Annotated in this window: 18 protein-coding genes; all 18 read left to right on the top strand. The window is 64.1% G+C overall.

Annotation, left to right across the window (positions count from 1 at the left end; all coding sequences use genetic code 11):
* The first annotated feature begins 43 nt into the window (after window positions 1-43).
* The 18 genes from AB7813_RS27535 to AB7813_RS27450 all read left to right on the top strand — a co-directional run bounded on the left by AB7813_RS27535 (window position 44) and on the right by AB7813_RS27450 (window position 17,739).
* A complete protein-coding gene (locus AB7813_RS27535; RefSeq protein ID WP_439086149.1) occupies window positions 44-871 on the top strand; it encodes an ABC transporter permease in 828 nt (275 codons plus the stop codon).
* Complete coding sequence (locus tag AB7813_RS27530) at window positions 868-1,671, top strand: ABC transporter permease (protein WP_439062497.1); 804 nt, start codon at window positions 868-870, stop codon at window positions 1,669-1,671. Before AB7813_RS27535 ends, AB7813_RS27530 begins: the two co-directional genes overlap by 4 nt.
* 10 nt (window positions 1,672-1,681) lie before the next feature.
* A complete protein-coding gene (locus AB7813_RS27525; RefSeq protein ID WP_439062496.1) occupies window positions 1,682-2,431 on the top strand; it encodes an ABC transporter ATP-binding protein in 750 nt (249 codons plus the stop codon).
* 17 nt (window positions 2,432-2,448) lie between these two features.
* On the top strand, window positions 2,449-3,513 hold the full coding sequence (locus AB7813_RS27520) for an ABC transporter substrate-binding protein (protein ID WP_439062495.1): 1,065 nt from the start codon (window positions 2,449-2,451) through the stop codon (window positions 3,511-3,513).
* A 45-nt stretch (window positions 3,514-3,558) separates the two neighbouring features.
* The gene (locus AB7813_RS27515) at window positions 3,559-3,831 is read left to right on the top strand and encodes a hypothetical protein (RefSeq protein ID WP_439062494.1); all 273 of its coding nucleotides are present in this window, start codon (window positions 3,559-3,561) and stop codon (window positions 3,829-3,831) included.
* Between the two features lie 300 nt (window positions 3,832-4,131).
* The gene (locus AB7813_RS27510) at window positions 4,132-5,175 is read left to right on the top strand and encodes an ABC transporter substrate-binding protein (protein ID WP_439062493.1); all 1,044 of its coding nucleotides are present in this window, start codon (window positions 4,132-4,134) and stop codon (window positions 5,173-5,175) included.
* Window positions 5,172-5,951, top strand: coding sequence for an ABC transporter ATP-binding protein (locus tag AB7813_RS27505; protein WP_439062492.1), 780 nt, complete (start codon window positions 5,172-5,174; stop codon window positions 5,949-5,951). Before AB7813_RS27510 ends, AB7813_RS27505 begins: the two co-directional genes overlap by 4 nt.
* Window positions 5,948-6,808, top strand: a complete 861-nt coding sequence (locus AB7813_RS27500; protein ID WP_439062491.1) for an ABC transporter permease — start codon at window positions 5,948-5,950, stop codon at window positions 6,806-6,808. The genes AB7813_RS27505 and AB7813_RS27500 overlap by 4 nt, the downstream gene beginning before the upstream one ends.
* Window positions 6,805-8,478 (top strand): amidohydrolase, encoded by a 1,674-nt coding sequence (locus AB7813_RS27495; protein WP_439062490.1) that lies wholly within the window; start codon window positions 6,805-6,807, stop codon window positions 8,476-8,478. Before AB7813_RS27500 ends, AB7813_RS27495 begins: the two co-directional genes overlap by 4 nt.
* 28 nt (window positions 8,479-8,506) lie before the next feature.
* Window positions 8,507-9,523, top strand: coding sequence for a pyridoxal phosphate-dependent aminotransferase (locus AB7813_RS27490; protein WP_441228872.1), 1,017 nt, complete (start codon window positions 8,507-8,509; stop codon window positions 9,521-9,523).
* A gap of 353 nt (window positions 9,524-9,876) precedes the next feature.
* A complete protein-coding gene (locus tag AB7813_RS27485) occupies window positions 9,877-11,316 on the top strand; it encodes an amidase (protein ID WP_441228871.1) in 1,440 nt (479 codons plus the stop codon).
* Window positions 11,313-12,734 (top strand): allophanate hydrolase, encoded by a 1,422-nt coding sequence (gene atzF / locus AB7813_RS27480; protein WP_439062487.1) that lies wholly within the window; start codon window positions 11,313-11,315, stop codon window positions 12,732-12,734. Before AB7813_RS27485 ends, atzF begins: the two co-directional genes overlap by 4 nt.
* Window position 12,735: 1 nt before the next feature.
* Entirely contained in the window at window positions 12,736-13,719 is a 984-nt protein-coding gene (locus AB7813_RS27475; RefSeq protein WP_439062486.1) for an ABC transporter substrate-binding protein, read from the top strand.
* 24 nt (window positions 13,720-13,743) lie between these two features.
* The gene (locus AB7813_RS27470; RefSeq protein WP_439062485.1) at window positions 13,744-14,541 is read left to right on the top strand and encodes an ABC transporter ATP-binding protein; all 798 of its coding nucleotides are present in this window, start codon (window positions 13,744-13,746) and stop codon (window positions 14,539-14,541) included.
* Between the two features lie 3 nt (window positions 14,542-14,544).
* On the top strand, window positions 14,545-15,369 hold the full coding sequence (locus tag AB7813_RS27465) for an ABC transporter permease (RefSeq protein ID WP_439062484.1): 825 nt from the start codon (window positions 14,545-14,547) through the stop codon (window positions 15,367-15,369).
* Between the two features lie 86 nt (window positions 15,370-15,455).
* Window positions 15,456-15,746, top strand: a complete 291-nt coding sequence (locus tag AB7813_RS27460; RefSeq protein WP_439062483.1) for a gamma-butyrobetaine hydroxylase-like domain-containing protein — start codon at window positions 15,456-15,458, stop codon at window positions 15,744-15,746.
* 10 nt (window positions 15,747-15,756) lie between these two features.
* Window positions 15,757-17,493 carry a fumarate reductase/succinate dehydrogenase flavoprotein subunit gene (locus AB7813_RS27455; protein WP_439062482.1) on the top strand — a complete coding sequence of 579 codons (1,737 nt, stop codon included), beginning with the start codon at window positions 15,757-15,759 and terminating at the stop codon, window positions 17,491-17,493.
* A 12-nt stretch (window positions 17,494-17,505) separates the two neighbouring features.
* Complete coding sequence (locus AB7813_RS27450) at window positions 17,506-17,739, top strand: 4Fe-4S dicluster domain-containing protein (protein WP_184517127.1); 234 nt, start codon at window positions 17,506-17,508, stop codon at window positions 17,737-17,739.

Raw genomic sequence — 17,739 nt, 5'->3', positions numbered from 1 at the left:
ATACCCGACGGTGTCGGACGCATTGCGCGTCCCGGAGCTTCGCATGAACGTCAGATCCGTGGCCGTCGACCGTGTCGTCGATCGCTTTCCCGCCGTTCGCCGCATCTGGACGGCGCGCGCGGTCGGCCATCGGCTGCTGCCGCTTGCGATTCCACTGATCATCCTGATCGCATGGCAATGTGCGGCATCGCTGCGGCTTCTGCCGGTGCAGATCCTGCCGCCGCCGCTACTGGTGGCGACCACCGCCATCGACCTGATCCGTGGCGGCGAGATCGTCGACGGGCTTCGCATCAGCCTGTGGCGGATCGGGATCGGCTTCGCCATCGGAGCTGGCGGCGGCCTCGTCTTCGGCGCGCTGCTCGGCCTGTCGCGCACCGTCGAGGCCTATTGCGGACTGACCTTCAGACTGCTCGCCCAGATTCCGTCGCTCGGCTGGCTGCCGATCCTGCTGCTGATCTTTGGTCTCGATGAGACGCTCAAATTCGTTCTCATCGCGAAGGCCAGTTTCGTCCCGACCGTCATTGCCACGTCCGAAAGCGTCAAACAGATCCCTGCCCCGTTTCGCGAGGTTGCGCGCGTGTTGCAGCTGCCGGCGCGATCCTATCTGCGCCGCCTCGTTTTGCCTGCAACCATTCCCGGTATTTTCGGCGGCCTGCGCACTGCCTTGAGCCATGCATGGATCGCGCTCATCGTGGTCGAGATGCTCGCCGCCACCGAGGGCGTCGGCTACACGATGGTGTGGGGACGCACCCTGTTCCAGATCGACATCGTCATCGTCGGCATGGTGGTGATCGGCCTGATCGGCCTCGCCATGGATACCGGCCTTGCGCGTATCGAGCAACGACTGCAGCACTGGGAGGCGCGCCCATGAGCGGCGCGATACCTTCCGAAGCTCTGCGAGCAACGCGCGGCGGCGCATTGCCGTGGTCGCGCGGTCTGGTATTGCCGCTCGCCCTCGCGCTCGGCTGGGCCTGGGCGGTACATGTCGGCTGGCTGTCAGGCCCGCTCGCCATTCAGCCCGAGCGGATTCTGCTCGCACCGTTCGACGATGCGGCCGGCCGCGAGATCTGGCGAGCGATCGCCGCCAGCGCGCTCCGTTACGCCGGCGGTGCCGGCATCGGCATCGTGCTGGGCCTCGCGCTAGGCACTGCGATGGGCCTGTCCTCCACCGTCGAACGGGCGAGCGGCGGCTCCTTCCATGCGCTGCGCCAGATCACGCTCTTCGCCTGGATTCCATTGCTCACGGCCTGGTTCGGCAACGGCGAGGCCAGCAAGATCGTCTATATCGCGCTGTCAGCCTTCTTTCCGGTCGCACTGAACACCGCCACCGGCCTGCGCAACGTGCCGACATCCTATCGCGAAGTGTCGCGCGTGCTCAGCCTGTCGCGCCGGCAAGAAATCCGCCGCGTGCTGCTTCCCGCCGCCCTTCCGGCCATCACCATCGGCATCGAGATCGCACTGATCAGCGCGTGGATCGGCACCGTCGGCGCGGAATATGCGATCGGCAACGGGCGCGGCATCGGCACCTTCGTTTCCGAAGGGCGTGAACAGTTTCGCATGGACATCGTCATCATCGGCGTCATCGCGCTCGCGGCCACCGGCTATCTGGCGACACGTGTGTGCCGCCGGCTGTCGTCGCTGGCCTTGACGCGCGCCTCCGGCCTCACGTGATGGAAACCGCATGACAGAATTCACCGAACTCGCGATCCGGCATGTCACCAAGACCTATGTGGTCGACGAGACGCCGCTGCCCGTGCTGCAGGATGTGTCGCTGTCCGTGTTGCCCGGCGAATTCGTCAGCATCGTCGGCGCCTCCGGCTGCGGCAAGTCCACGTTGCTGCGTCTCATCGTGGGGCTCGACGACGACTATCGCGGCGAGATCCTGCTCGGCGGCACGCAGGTGAGCGGCCCCGGCGCCGACCGCGGCATCGTGTTTCAGGATCACCGGCTGTTTCCGTGGTTGACGCTGACAGAGAATGTCACGCTTGCGCTCGATGCCTTTCCGCTGCCGACGGAAGAAAAAGCGCGGCGCGTCCGCGACTCCATCGCGCTGGTCGGTCTGTCCGGCTTCGAGTGGGCACGCCCTGAGCAGTTATCCGGAGGAATGGCGCAGCGCGCCGCGATTGCGCGTGCGCTGGTTCGGCGGCCTGCAATCTTGTTGCTGGACGAACCGCTTGGCGCTCTCGACTCGCTGAACCGCACGCGACTTCAGGACGCGCTGCTGGACATCTGGGAGGCGCAGCGGACCACCGTGATCATGGTGACCCACGACGTCGAGGAGGCCGTCTATCTCTCGACCCGCATCGTGGTGATGGAGCCACGCCCCGGCCGCATCCGCAGCGTCATCCCGGTTGAACTGGCCGCACGCGACCGCGCCGCGCCCGATTTCCTCGCGCTCAAGCAGCGCGTTCTCGCCGATCTCCGACACTGAAACCAGGAGCAACCATCATGGATAGGATCACGCGACGCAGTTTCACCGCTGGCGCCGCCGCGCTGCTGGCAGCCGGCACAGTGGCCCGCGCCGCCACCGATACGCCGGAGACGATCCGCTTCGGCGCCTTCGGTGCCGGCTTCGGACAGCCCTACGGTGTGGCGACCTTCGGCGTCGCCCAGGCCAAGGACTTCATCGCCAACGAATTCAAGGACACGCCGGTCAAGCTGGAATGGACCTATCTCGCGGGCACCGGACCGGCAGTCAATGAAGGCATCGCCAACGGACGTATCGATTTCGCTCAGTACGGCGCATTGCCGAATGTGATCGGCCGCGCCAACGGCCTGCCCACCCGCGTGCTCTTGAATTACGGTCCTACCACGATCTTTGGCGCCGCACGCAAGGGACTGCCTATCCATTCGATCAAGGATCTCAAGGGACGCAAGGTCACCTTCCAGAAAGGCACCATCCTGCATTGGGCGTTCCTGCGCGCGCTGCAGGCAAATGGCCTGACGGCCAAGGACCTGACCGTCGTTGATCTCAAGACTGCCGATCAACTCGCTGCGCTGGCCGCCGGCAGTGTCGATGCCAGTATCGGTTCGAGCTCGGTGCTGTCGCTGCGCGAGAAGGGCATCATCGATATCTTCTACACATCGAAGGACATCGGTCCGAAGGCCACCGGCTTTGGCGGCATTCTCGTCACCGATCAATTCCGCGAGAAATATCCCGACGCGACGCGCCGCGTCGTCACCGGCCTTCTCAAGGCGGTCGCGTGGATCGGCGACGAAGCCAATCGCGACGAGGCGTTGCGTATCTGGTCGAAATCCGGCACGCCCTACGAGGCCCTGCAGGAGGAGTTCCACGGCCAGTCGCTGAAGGAGGCGTTCAATCCGCTCGTTGACGAATTCCTGCTGGCCCAATTCCAGGATGTCGTCGATTTCTCCAAGTCCGAAAAGCTGATCCGCAGCGATATCGACGTGAGGGAATGGGTGCTTGCGGCGCCGATCAACGAGGCACTTGCCAGCCTCAAGCTCGAGAAATTCTGGACGCCGCGACATGCCGATGGATCGCCGAAAGCATAAGGCAACGATTCCGGTTGTCCGGATCGTACTGGGTGGGAGATTGTGATGATCGATTTTCCGCTCAAGCGACGCTATGAGCGCGATCCCGTCGATCTCGACGAAGCGGACACACGGGCGGCATTCGACGCCTGCGACGCCATTCCATTGGCGATGCGGGCGCGCGCGCAGACCTTGCGCTCGCTGGACCGCTGTGTCCGGCTGCGGCGAACGCTGCGGACACAGCGCCCGGATCGTCCGCAACTGCGCTCCGCCCTCAAGGCCGAGCAACGCGTGCTGGCCCTGATCCGCCAATGGGCGGACGGCCAACGCATGCGGTGAAGTGAAAAGCCTCCGGCGCGCTACCCTAAGAGTAGGTCCGTTGTTCTCCCGACACGCTTTCGGACAGAAGCTTTATCCAAGAAATGCAGCATATCCGAAATTGCCGCTGGCCCACCGCGCAACGTATCTTCTGCGCATATGCACAGTCCGCTCACCATTGCGGCGAACAATGCGACCGCGGCTCATCCAGCACAGGAGCCCGGACCGGCTCGCGGTGTGCCGGCGGATGCGGCGCGCCGAAGCACGGATATTTGCGACCGACGACATCGACATTTGGCCAACCAACCCAGGATCCGATACGTGACAATTTCCCGCCGAGGCGTTCACCCTCCTTCGCTCAGCCGCCGCAATCTTCTGATCGGCGCAGGCGCTACGGCCGCCACCGGCCTTCTCGGCGCTCCGGCCATCGCGCAGACGCATAGCAAGGCCGTGCTCGCCTATGGCAGCACCGGCTACACTTGGGCCCTCCCCTATGTCGCCGAAGCTGCCGGCCTCTGGGAAAAAGCCAATGTCGACCTCACGACTTCATCCTTCGAGACCGGGCGCGACGCCATGCAGGCACTGCTGTCCGGCTCAGCCGATTTCTCAGCCTCCACGGATACGCCGCTGGTGTTCGCTGCACTGACCGGACTGCGTCCCGTCGCCGTGATCAACTACAGCCGCTACTCGCGCGACATGAAGCTTGCAGTGCGCAAAGGTGGCGCTATCGATCCGAAGAATCCCGCAAGCCTCAAGGGTCGCAAGATTGCCACCCGCATCGGCACGTCGGGCCAATTCTTTCTCGCCAAATATCTCGAACTCGCCGGCCTTAAACTGCAGGACGTCACCGTCGTCGATCTCGCGCCGAATAACATGACGACGGCGCTGGCGCGCGGCGATATCGATGGCTTTGCCTGGACCAGCCAGACCGTCGGCGTGGCACAGAAGCAGTCGAATGGCCAGGTCGATGAAATGACGCTCGACGGGATAGAGAAATATTTCCAGAGCCACCAACTCCTGCTTACCACCGAGCGCGTGCTTAAGGAGAAGCCGGATTTGGTCAACACTGCGGTAAAGGTATTCCTGCAAGCCGAAGCTCGCATCGCCAGCGATAAGAACTGGCCGCAGATCATCGCCGACCGGATCAAGACGCCAGCCGGCGACATCACCGAGGCAACCTCGACTTTCACTTTCAAGCTCACCTTCGACGATCGCTTCGTCGACGATCTCGTTAGCCAGGCCCAATGGGCGATCGATGCCGGACTTGCTAAGCCCCCGAAGGGCGAGTTGCGTCCGCTGCTGCGCAGCCTTGTCGTCGATTCGCCGGTCAAGGCTGCGCAGCCAGACCGCGTGACCCTGACGTGAGCCGAGGTACTGCATCGCTGATCGACGTCTCAGGCGTTTCGCAAATCTATGCGGGACGCGACGGTGCTCCCACCTGGGCGCTCCGCGACGTCTCGCTGCAGATCGGCGACGGCGAGTTCGTCTGCCTGATCGGGCCGTCGGGCTGCGGCAAGACCACGCTGCTGCATCTGATCGCCGGCTTCCTGCAGCCGAGCCGCGGTAGCGTCGCATTCCAGCAGCAGCCAATTCTGGGCCCGGGCCCCGACCGCGGTGTCGTGTTCCAGGAATATGCACTGTTCGCCTGGATGACGGCGCGGCAGAACGTCGAATTCGGCCTGCGTGCCAAGCCACTGTCGCGCGGCGCGCGCAGGCAACTGGCGCTCGATGCGCTCGGCCGCGTCGACCTGCTCGCCGCTGCGGACAAATATCCGCACGAACTTTCCGGCGGCATGCGCCAGCGCGTCGCCGTCGCGCGTGCGCTCGTGGTCGAACCGAAAGTTCTGCTGATGGACGAGCCATTCGCTGCCGTCGATGCGATGACACGGCAGACCCTGCAGGACGATCTGCTGCAGCTGTGGAAAGAAACCGGCGTCTCGGTCGTCTTCGTGACCCACAATATCGACGAGGCGATCGTCCTCGCCCAGCGCGTCGTCGTGATGGCGCCTCATCCCGGCACCATCGTCTCGGAGCGCATCATCGACGCCGACTATCCCCGCGACCGCGGCTCGACAGCGTTCGGTGAACTCTACGGCTCGATCTCCGGCGAACTGACCAATGGTACGCGAAGGGCCGCATGACGACGATTTCAGATATCGATCTGGCCGACGATGCGCATCCGGCGTCGCCCTCCTTCGAGGCCCAGTTCCGTGCCGCCAATGACCGCGCACGGCGGAAGGCTCAGCTCACGCGTCTGGCCTTGAACATCCTCGGCCTCGTGCTGTTTATCGCCATCTGGGAAGCGATCCCGCGCTATTCGGACTGGGTCAACGAAGTCTTGTTCCCGCCGCCAAGCACCGTGTTGCAGGCCTTCATCCCAATGCTGACGTCGGGCGAGATCGGCCGCAACATCGCCATCAGCCTGCAGCGCGCCGGGCTCGGCTTCGTCATCGCGCTCGCTTCGGGCATCGGCCTAGGCCTCGTCACCGCGCGTGTTCGCTGGCTGCAATATCTCACCGAGCCGCTGCTGCACGGCTTTCGCGCCATTCCGACGATCGCGCTGGTGCCGCTCTGCGTGCTCTGGTTCGGCATCGGTGAACCGTCGAAGGTGGTGCTGGTTGCATGGGGCGCATTCTTTCCGATCTGGATCACCACCTTCATCGGCGTGCGTGACATCAATCTCATCTATCTGCGCTCGGCCGCCTGCCTCGGCGCCAGCCGCCGCGACACCTTGCTGCTGGTGGTGTTGCCGGCCGCGCTTCCCTTCATCCTGTCGGGCATCCGCCAGTCCATCGCCGTATCATTGATCGTGCTGGTTGCCGCCGAACTGTCCGGCGCATCGGCCGGTGTGGCCTATATGATGTCGCAGGGGCACCAATTGTTCCGCGTCGACATCATGTTCATCGGCCTCGCGCTGCTCGGCACCTTCGGCTTTCTCGCCGACCGCGTCTTCGTCGCGCTCGCGCGCTGGCTGTTCCCCTGGTACGCGGCGTCATGACAACGCCTGCACTGCGACAGCGGATCTTCGAGAATGCGAAGATCTGGACGTTCGACCGCGAACGGCCCACCGCGCAGGCCATCGCGATCGACGGCAACGTGATCGTAGCCGTAGGCGACCGCGACGCCGTGCGCGACGCCGCGCCGGATGCTGAACGGATCGACCTGCAGGGCGCCTGTATCATTCCGGGCTTCAACGACACTCATGCGCATATGGAGCGTGAGGGGCTGAAGACGCTGCGCCCCTCACTCGCCGGCGCCAGGTCTGTCGGAGACATCCTCGCGCGCATCCGAAATGCCGCCGCCAACACGCCGCCGGGCGAATGGATCGTCACCATGCCGGCGGGCACACCGCCCTTCTTCTTCGACGGCGTCTCCGCCCTCGCCGAGCAACGCCTGCCGAACCGCCACGAACTCGACGCCGCAGCGCCCAATCATCCCGTTTATATCCAGGGCGTGTTCGGCAACTGGGGCAAGCCGCCGGGCCACTCGGCACTCAATACGCGCGGGCTCGAACTCAACAATATCGGACCCGACACACACCCGCGCATCGGCGGCGTGGAGATCGAAGTCGATGCGCAGGGCGCACCGACCGGCATAATCGTCGAGCACAACAACCGTCCGACGGTGGAATTAGACATCCTGCCCGCGGTGCCGCGCTTCGGCTTTGCCGACCGCCTCGAAGGTGTCCGCCGCTCGCAGCGGCTCTACAATGCCAAGGGCACCACCAGCATCTATGAAGGCCACGGCTCCGCCGCCGAGACCATCTCGGTCTATCGCCGGCTCTGGGAACTCAACGAACTCACTATCCGCGCGGGCCTCGTGCTGAGTCCGAGCTGGAACGACCTGATCGAGGCTCGCCGCATCATGCGCGACTGGCTCGCCACCGCACGCGGCAGCGGGCTCGGCGACCGCTGGCTGCGCGTCTCCGGCATCCATATCGCCTATGGCGGCGATCCCGTCGTCGCCTGCTGCGCCCGCGCGCATCTGCCCGACACTGGCTGGTCTGGCTTCGTCGAACAGGCGGTGACGCCATCCGACTTTCGCGAGGCCTGTTTCCTCGCCGCCGAATTCGACTTGCGCCTGCACACCATCGTCGGGGACCAGCTGCACGAGATCGTCCCCGTGCTGCGGGCGGTGAACGAGCGACATCCGATCGCTGAACGCCGCTGGGTCATCGAACATATCGGCCGTGCGCGGCCTGAGGACATCCGCGCGCTCAAGGAGCTCGGCGTCTATGTGACGACGATCTCGACTTATTATCTCTGGAAGGGCGGCAGCAAATATCTGAACGAGGCCGATGGCGGAAATGGCGTCGTACCTCATCGCGCCATCCTCGATGCCGGTATTCCCCTGGCCATCGCCACTGACAATATTCCCTATGATCCGTTCTTCACGCTGTGGACCACCTGCGCCCGCGAGGAGCGCTCCACCGGCCGCGTGATCGGGCCTGATCAGCGCCTCGATGCGCATACGGCGCTCGAACTCTTCACCGCCGCCGGCGCTGCGCTCACTTTTGACGAAGGCTGGAAGGGCCGCCTGAAACCCGGCTTCGCTGCGGATCTCGCGGTGCTGTCCGATGACCCCACGACACTGCCACCGGCGGAGCTGAAGGATCTCTCCTGTCTGCTCACAATGGTCGACGGGCGCATCGTCCATGACGTATGCTGATGCCGCAAAGCGCGTATAGTCCGTCGCCATGACCGACGCACCCCGCTCCATCATCCGCCTGTCGCATAACGAGAGCCCGTTCGGCCCTTCGCCGCGCGCACTCCGTGCCATCGAAGAGAACCTTGCCCATCTCGACCGCTATGTCAGCGCCGAGCTGGACCAGCTCACTACCGCCATCGCCGCGCATGAACGTATCGCGCCGGAGCAGATCGTGCTCGGCGAAATCCTCGACGTGCTAGGGCTGTATCTCTCCGCGCAAGGCGGCCCCGGCGGCGAGTTCATTTATTCGGAGCCGGGCTATACGGCGCTGGTCGATGCCGTCGCGCCAGCCGGCGGCAAGGCCATCGCCGTGCCGCTGGATGATCGGCTCAACAACGACCTTCCGGCCATTGCCCGCCGGGTGAATGCGCAGACCCGCGCCGTCTATCTCGTCAACCCGCACAATCCGAGCGGCACTGTTAGTCCAGCCGAGGAATTCATCGCATTCGTCCGCGATCTATCGAACCGCGCGCTGGTGATCGTCGACGAAGCCTATCTCGACTACACGCCAGATCCGGAACGGCGCGCCGTGGCTGGCCTCGTGCGTGACGGCCATCAGGTCGTCGTATTCAGGACTTTCGCCAAGATCCACGGCCTCGCCGGTCTCGCCATCGGCTATGTGCTGGCGCCTGCCGAGCTCGCCCGATCGCTCAGGCAGATCGGCATTGGCGCGTTTCATGGCCTCAGCCGCCTCGGCCTGGTCGCCGCTCAGGCAAGTCTGGCCGATCGCGAACATATCACCGCAGTGCGCACCGCGGTTGCCGCCGAGCGCGAGAGTTGGCACGCGTTGTTTCGCGCGAACGGCGTTTCCTTCTCTGCAGCGCAGGGCAATTTCGTGTTCTTCGATGCCGGCCAGCGACACGGTGATGTGACTGCAGCCCTTGCGGCGCGGGACATCGCGATCAAGCAATCCTATCCCGCGCTGCCGACCTGGCTGCGGATATCGATCGGCCTGCCCGATGACAATGTATTGGCGCGCCAGGTCGTCGCCGACAGCCTACGCTGATCACCAACAATGGCACCGAACGCCGGCAGGCGTATTTCAGAAGAAGTACGGCCACCAGCGCGCGCATCAAAGCGTGCGGAGGAAGGCGACGACCGCCACGCAGCATCCGGATAACGCGGATGCACCGCTTTCGCGGCATTCCGCGCCCACACCTCGCCGCCGCCGATCTGGCGAGCAGGCGTCGATCTGCTCTCTGAGAGAATGCTTTCGCAATATCTTTGTTCTCGAAAACTGCGCATGACAGTCGCCGCAGTTCGAATATCGCCTCGCAGCTCAATTCGGCAATTAATTGCTGCAAGGCGAATGTCGCGACGCCTACCCATTGTCTTGTCAAGCACACAAGGGGATGAGGCATGGCAATCCAGAGCGCTTCTGGTCAAGCGAATGTATCGGATGCAACAAGCGGCGCAGACGTCGCATTTCTTTCCGCTGTCGAACTTGTTGAGCTTTATCGTCAGCGAAAACTGTCACCTGTCGAAGTCACGCGCGCAATTCTCGATCGCATTCAACGGCTGGAGCCGAAAATCAATGCATTTGCCTTGCTTGACGCAGACTCTGCACTCGCATCCGCTGAAAGATCTGAACAGCGTTGGCATCGTGGTGAACCTGCAGGTCTGATCGACGGTGTTCCGGTTGCGCTGAAGGACCTGATCCTGGCGAAGGGTTGGCCAACGCTGCGCGGCAGCCGCGCGGTCGATCCGAACCAGGAATGGAACGAAGATTCGCCGGCGACCGCGCGCCTGCGCGAGCACGGCGCCGTCGTGCTCGGCAAGACCACCACTTCCGAATTCGGCTGGAAGGGGCTCGGCGACAGCCCGCTGACCGGCATTACCCGCAATCCCTGGAATACGGCGCACACACCGGGCGGCAGCAGCGGCGGCTCGGGTGCGGCGGCGGCGATCGGCTTCGGCCCGCTGCATGTGGCGACCGATGGCGGCGGCTCGACGCGGCTTCCCGCTGCACATAGCGGCGCCTTCGGCTTCAAGCAGACATTCGGCCGCGTGCCGGTCTATCCGCCGTCGCAGAACGGCACGTTGTTTCACGTCACCCCACTCACCCGCTCGGTGCGCGATGCCGCACTGCTGCTCGACGTCATCGCGCGGCCCGACCTGCGCGACTGGAATGCATTGCCGCCGCAGGACGTGGCGTGGCAGAGCGGGCTTGAGGACGGCGTCAAAGGTTTGCGCATCGCTTATAGCCCCGCCCTCGGCTACGCAACGGTCGATCCCGAAGTCGCAGCCATCGTCGACAAGGCGGTGAAGGTATTCGCTGATCTCGGCGCCATCGTCGAGCGCGTCGATCCCGGCATCGAGGATCCGCTGCCAATCTTCCTGACTTTCTGGCAGGCCGGCGCCGCGAAACTCGTGGACAGCTTCGCCCCGGAACGGCGCAATCTCAGCGAGGCCGGCCTACTGGCCGCAGCCGAACAGGGCCGCGCGATCGGCGTCGTGTCCTACGTGAAGGCCATCGATCAGCGTGAGGCGCTGGGTTGGCACTTCAGTCGCTTCCATCAGTCCTGGGATCTGCTGATCACGCCGTCCACGGCATTTCCTGCTTCAGCCATCGATGCATCGCAGGCCGATCTTGCCACGCGGCCCATTCGCTCGCCCTTCACCTATCCGTTCAATCTGACGCAACAGCCAGCGGCATCGATTCCGGCCGGACTGACCGCGGCGGGTCTGCCGGTCGGCCTGCAACTGATCGGTGCGAAATTTGATGATGCGAAGGTCCTGCGCGCAGCGCGGGCATTCGAGATCGCGCGGCCCTTCGCAACACCGAAGGATCCCACGTGAGCTACCCTGCACCTGAAATCGAACTCGATCTGCCGACGCTTTCGGCCGCCTATGCGGATGGATCGCTGGCACCTTCGCGAGTCGTGGAGTCGATCCTCGACACGATCACAGCGCGCGGGGATGATGGCGTCTGGATCGGGCATGTCGGACGCGACGCGGTTTTCGCCCGTGCGCGTGAACTCGAAGGACAGTCGACCTCCGATCGCGCGGCCGCATCGCTCTGGGGCGTGCCTTTCAGCGTGAAGGACTGCATCGACGTCGCCGGGCTTCCTACGACATCGGCCTGCCCCGACTATTCCTATGTCCCCACCCGGCATAGTCCTGCGGTCGCGCGGCTGCTGGCGGCCGGGGCGATCCTGATCGGCAAGACCAATATGGATCAATTCGCCACCGGGCTCGTGGGCGTCCGCTCGCCCTATGGCGTGGCACGCAACCCGTTCGATGCCGACTACATTCCGGGCGGATCGAGTTCGGGTGCCGCCGTCTCGGTCGCGGCCGGCCTCGCCAGCCTGGCGCTCGGCACCGACACCGGCGGTTCGGGCCGCGTGCCCGCCGCGCTCACCAACGTGGTCGGTCTCAAGCCGACGCGCGGCCTCATCAGCGGTGTCGGCACGGTGCCGGCCTGTCGCTCCATCGAAACGATCTCGGTGTTCGCGCTCACCGTCGCCGACGCGCAGGCTGGCTTCGACGTCATCCGCGCCCATGATCCGGAAGACCCGTTCGCGCGGCCGCTGACGCTACGCGAAGCGGACGCATGGCCGTCGTTCCGCTTCGGCGTGCCCGCGGCGCCCTGGCTAGAGTTCTTCGGCGACACGGCGGCGGCCGCACTGTTCGATGCCGCCGTCGCGCGCCTCACGGCGATCGGCGGCGTGCGCGTCGAGATCGACTTCGCGCCGTTTCGCGAAATCAACGACATGTTGTTCCTCGGCCCGTGGCTGGCCGATCGCTACGGCGCGCTGAAGCCGTTCCTTGATCGCGACATCGATGCCGTGCTGCCAGTCACTCGCGACATCCTGCTGGGCGGTGCGCGGATCACGGGCGCGCAGGTCTTTGCCGGTCAGCAGCGTCTCGCCGAACTGAAGCAGAAAATCGACGCCGGGTGGCGCGACATCGACGTTCTCTTCGTGCCGACGACGCCCACCACCTACAGGATCGGCGAGATCGCGGCCGATCCCATCACCCTCAATGCCCGTATCGGCACCTACACCACATTCGTCAATCTGGCCGATCTCGCCGCAGTCGCCGTGCCCTCGGGTTTTCTGCCGAACGGCCTGCCGCAAGGCGTGACGCTGATCGGCCCAGCTCTGTCCGACCGCAGCCTCGCACGGCTGGCCGGCCGGTTTCATCAGCATTCCGGACTGCCGCTCGGTACGCGCGGTCTTGGCATCGCGCCCCCATTCTCAACAAGGAGCTTGTGACGTGACGAATTCAGAACGGTTTTTCAGCCATGCCAGGCGATTGGCCCGCACCGCGTTGGTGCTGGGCGCGGCATTCGTTGCCTCGGCTGCGACGGCGCGCGCGGAGGATGTGACGATCGGCGCCGGCCTCTCCATGGGTTGGGGCCAGTTCTTCGTCGCCGATCAGGCCAAGACCTGGGACAAGCAGGGCCTCACGCCCAAGACCACGATCTTCGCCAGCGGCCGCCTCGCACTCGACGCTCTGGTCGGCGGCGGCGTGGTGGTGGCGACCGCAGCCGAAACGCCGGTGCTGTTCGCGAATCTCAACGGCCTGCCGGTGCGCATCATCGCCACGCTGAATCGTCAGGAATCCTTCGACCTTGTCGCCGTCAAGGACATCAAGACGATCAAGGATATCAAGGGCCGCAAGATCGGCTATTCGCAAGGCACCAACGCGCACTACTACCTGTCGAAGCTGCTGAAGGAAGCCAATCTGACCTTCGCAGACGTCACCGCCGTCAGCCTCAACCCCGGCGACTTCGTGACCAGCCTGTCGAATGGCGCGGTCGATGCATTCATCTGGACCGAGCCGCATATCTCGCTCGCGCTCAAGCAGGGCGGCGACAAGTTCCATGCGATCCGCTCGCCCGGACTCTATGTCGGATTTTCTACCGTGATCGCGCTGCAATCGACCATCGACAAGAATCCCGACCTGCTCGTGAAGGTGCTGAAGTCGCTGATCGATGCCAACGACCTCATCAAGAAGGATCCGAATGCCGCAGCAGCGCTGATCGCCGAGCGCATCAAGGTCGATCCGGAGATCGTCCGCAACTTCCTGCCGCGCACCCGCTTCAATATCGATCTCGAACGCGCGGATCTCGTCGCCGAACTGCAGACGCAGGCGAAATGGGCGATCGACAACAAGCTGGTGCGGCCGGACGTCAAGGTGCCGGACTTTAACACCGTCGTAGTCGGCTCGCTGCTCGACAAGGCGCGCGAGAAATAGAAACGGCGTCACCGGAGTCGTCGCATGAATGTGAGAGTGGACGTTTCCACGGCATCCGCGGTCCAGCGGCCGCTCATCGCCTGTCACGAGCTCGGACATGTCTATGACTCCGGGCGCGGCCGCACGGTCGCGCTTGACCAGGTGTCGTTGACCATCCAGCCCGGCGAATTCGTCTGCGTCCTCGGCCCGAGCGGTTGCGGCAAGACCACGCTGCTCAATATCCTCGCCGGCTTCGTGCAACCGTCGCATGGCGAGGTGCTGATCAACGACCATGCGATCGCCGGGCCGAGCCCCGAACGCGGCGTCGTGTTCCAGGACTACTCGCTGTTTCCATGGTTGACCGCGAAGGCCAATGTGGGTTTCGGCCTGCGCATGGCCGGGCGCCCGGCCGCGGAGCGCGAGGCCGTCGCCAGCGATCTGCTCCGCCAGGTCGGACTGCCGGAGGCTGGCGACAAATATCCGTTCGAACTGTCCGGCGGCATGAAGCAGCGGGTAGCGATCGCCCGCGCGCTGGCGACGCAGCCGGCACTGCTGCTGATGGACGAGCCGTTTGCCGCGCTGGATGCCATGACCAGGGCTTCACTGCAGACAAGGCTGATCGACCTGCAGCAGCAGAGCGCGCAGACGATCCTGTTCGTCACGCACAATATCGCCGAAGCGCTGGTGCTTGGCACTAGGCTGATCGTGATGTCACCGAATCCCGGCCGCGTGGTCGAGGATATCGTGATCGATCTCGAACGGCCGCGGCGGCGCACCACGCCGGCCTTCAACGAACTCTACGACCATGTGGCCCGCGCCATCGGTCTCGACACGGCAGAATAGGCGATGGCATTCAAGCTGAAGCGAAACACAGTTGCAGGCGCGTTCGGCACCGTCGGCTTCTTCGCGATCTGGGAGGCGATCAGCCGCAGCGGCCTCGTCAACAACATCATGCTGCCCGCACCAACCGCCATCGTGCTATCGGGCTGGGAGCTGCTGGCATCCGGCGAATTGCTACGCCATCTCGGCGCCAGCCTGTGGCGCTCGCTGCTCGGTTTCGTTGTCGGCTCGGTCCTCGCTATTGCAGTCGGCGTCGCGATGGCGCAACTGCCGCTGCTGAACGCAACCCTCAACCCTCTCGTGCAGATGTTTCGCGCCATTCCCGCACTGGCCTTCGTGCCGCTCGCGATCTTCTGGTTTGGCATCGGCGAACTGTCCAAGGTGTTCCTGATCGCCTGGGGTGTGTTCTTCCCTGTCTGGGTCAATACCTATCTCGGGGTGCGCGACACCAATCCGCTGCTCGGCCGCGCCGCGGCGAGCCTCGGAGCGCGGGGCTGGCGCAAATTCGCCTTTGTCGTCATTCCCGGCGCCCTACCATTCATCATTGCCGGCCTGCGCGTCAGTCTGTCGGTCGCGCTGGTGCTGCTGGTCGCCTCCGAACTCGCGGGCGCTGCATTCGGCGTCGGCTATCTCATCCAGATGTCGCAGCAGGTGTTTCGCGTCGACTACATGTTCGTCGGCCTGATCGTGCTCGGCATCATGGGTGTGGTTGCCGATTTTCTGTTCGAAGGCGCCGTACGCCGCCTGCTGCCCTGGTATGGCGCTGAGAAGTCGCTGCGCGGAGCGGCCGGGAACAGGAAAGAGCGCAAGCTGGCGGAACCAGCCGCCTGATTTGGGCACACCGCGCGGAAAGCAATTTATTGCAAGCCGTGTCGGCGACCGACGGTTACAGATCGATGCAAAGCTGGAGATTGCACATGCAACCGACCGAAGTCGCATTGATCGAAGACTACACCGTTCTCGCCGTCACCTGGGACGACGGCGAAACCAGTCGGCTGGATGCGGTAACCCTGCGCCAGGCCAGCCGGGCGGCGAGCGAGATCCGGCGCCAGGCCGAGGGCGTGGAGCTGATACTGCCGCCGGCGTTTCGCATGCAGAGTGTCGAGCCGATCGGCAACTATGCGCTGCGGCTATTCTTCTCCGACGGGCACGATCGCGGCATCTATCCGTGGGTGTATCTGCGCGAACTCGCCGGCCACGCAGCGTAAGGAACAGGCTATGGATGAGATCAAGCAAGGCCTGTCAGAAATCGAATGCGACGTGCTGGTGATCGGCGGCGGCACCGCCGGTCCGATGGCTGCCTACAAGGCCAAGCGCCGCAATCCCAAGGCGCGCGTGGTATTGCTCGAAAAGGCCAACGTGAAGCGGTCAGGCGCTATCGCCATGGGAATGGACGGGCTCAATAATGCCGTAGTGCCGGGCTTTGCGACGCCGGAGCAGTACACCAAGGAAATCACCATCGCCAATGACGGCATCTGCGATCAGGCGCCCGTCTACAAATATGCGTCGCGTTGCTTCGACGTCATCCAGGAATTGGACAGTTTCGGCATCAAGTTCCAGAAGACTGAGAATGGCGATTTCGACGTCAAGAAGGTTCACCATCTCGGCTCCTATGTGCTGCCGATGCCGAATGGCGAGACGGTCAAGAAGGCGCTGTATCGTCAACTGCGCCGCGAAAAGGTGCTGATCTCGAACCGCTACATGGCGACGCGGCTGTTGACGGCGAAGGACGGCCGCATCGCCGGCGTCATCGCCGTCAATACTCGCAGCGCGGAATTCCTGGTGCTACGCGCCAAGACCGTGATCCTCTGCACCGGTGCCGCCGGCCGTCTCGGCCTGCCGCAGTCCGGCTATCTCTGGGGCACCTACGAGAATGCGACCAATTCGGGCGACGGCTATGCGATGGCCTATCATGCCGGCGCAGGGCTCGCAAATATCGAATGCTACCAGATCAACCCGCTGATCAAGGACTACAACGGCCCGGCCTGCGCCTATGTGGCCGGCCCGTTCGGCGCCTATACGGCGAACAGCGAGGGCAACCGCTTCATCGAATGCGATTACTGGTCCGGCCAGATGATGCAGGAGTTCTACAACGAACTGCAGTCGGGCAAGGGGCCGGTATTCCTCAAGCTCAACCACCTGCACAGCGACACCGTCGGCCAGATCGAGGCGGTGCTGCACAAGGTCGAGCGGCCGTCGCGCGGCCGGTTCCACGAGAACCGCGGCACGAACTATCGCGAGAAGATGATCGAGATGCATATCTCGGAAATCGGCCTGTGTTCGGGCCACAGCGCCTCCGGCGTATTCGTCGACGAATTCGCCCGTACCACCGTCACGGGTCTTTATTCGGCGGGCGACATGGCAAGCGTGCCGCATAACTACATGCTCGGCGCCTTCACCAATGGCGCGGTAGCCGGCGAACATGCGGTGGATTTCGCTGCCGAGGTCGACTTCCCCGATTATGACCGCGACGATGTGGTGCGCGAGCAGGAACGCGTGCTGGCGCCGACGCGGCGTGACGACGGCATTCCGCCGAACCAGCTCGAATACAAGGCGCGCCGCCTCGTGAACGATTACCTGCAGCCGCCGAAGGTCACTGCCAAGATGCAGATCGGCCAAGCGCGCTTGGCGGAAGTGCGCGACGATCTCGACAATGAGATGGTGGTGCGCGACTCGCACGAGCTGATGCGCGCGCTGGAAGTGTCGTCGATCCTCGACTGCGCCGACATGGCGGCTTACGCCTCCTTGTTCCGCACCGAAAGTCGCTGGGGCCTCTATCACAACCGCGTCGATTATCCCGAGAAGAACGACGAGGACTGGTTCTGCCACAGCATCCTCAGCAAGCGGGACGGGCGCATGACTGCCGAGAAGCGTGCCGTCGAGCCCTATCTCGTCCCGATCGATGAGAGCGAACGCGACGCCTATGATCGCCAGCGCATACGCCAGCACGCCTGAGACGGAGCATCCATGCCCATTGCCTATGCACCCACCACCGTGCCCGTCGTCGTGGACGATGCCAAATGCATCGCCGACAAGGGCTGCACGGTCTGCGTCGATGTCTGTCCGCTGGACGTGCTGCGGATCAGCGACCTCACCGGTAAGGCCTATATGAAGTATGACGAGTGCTGGTACTGCATGCCATGCGAGACCGATTGCCCCACCGGGGCGGTGACCGTCAACATCCCCTATCTGCTGCGCTGA

This window comes from Tardiphaga sp. 20_F10_N6_6, assembly GCF_052076045.1.
Lineage (GTDB): Bacteria > Pseudomonadota > Alphaproteobacteria > Rhizobiales > Xanthobacteraceae > Tardiphaga > Tardiphaga robiniae.
The sequence above is the reverse complement of the archived record's forward strand: the minus strand, read 5'-3'. Positions and strand labels throughout refer to the sequence as shown.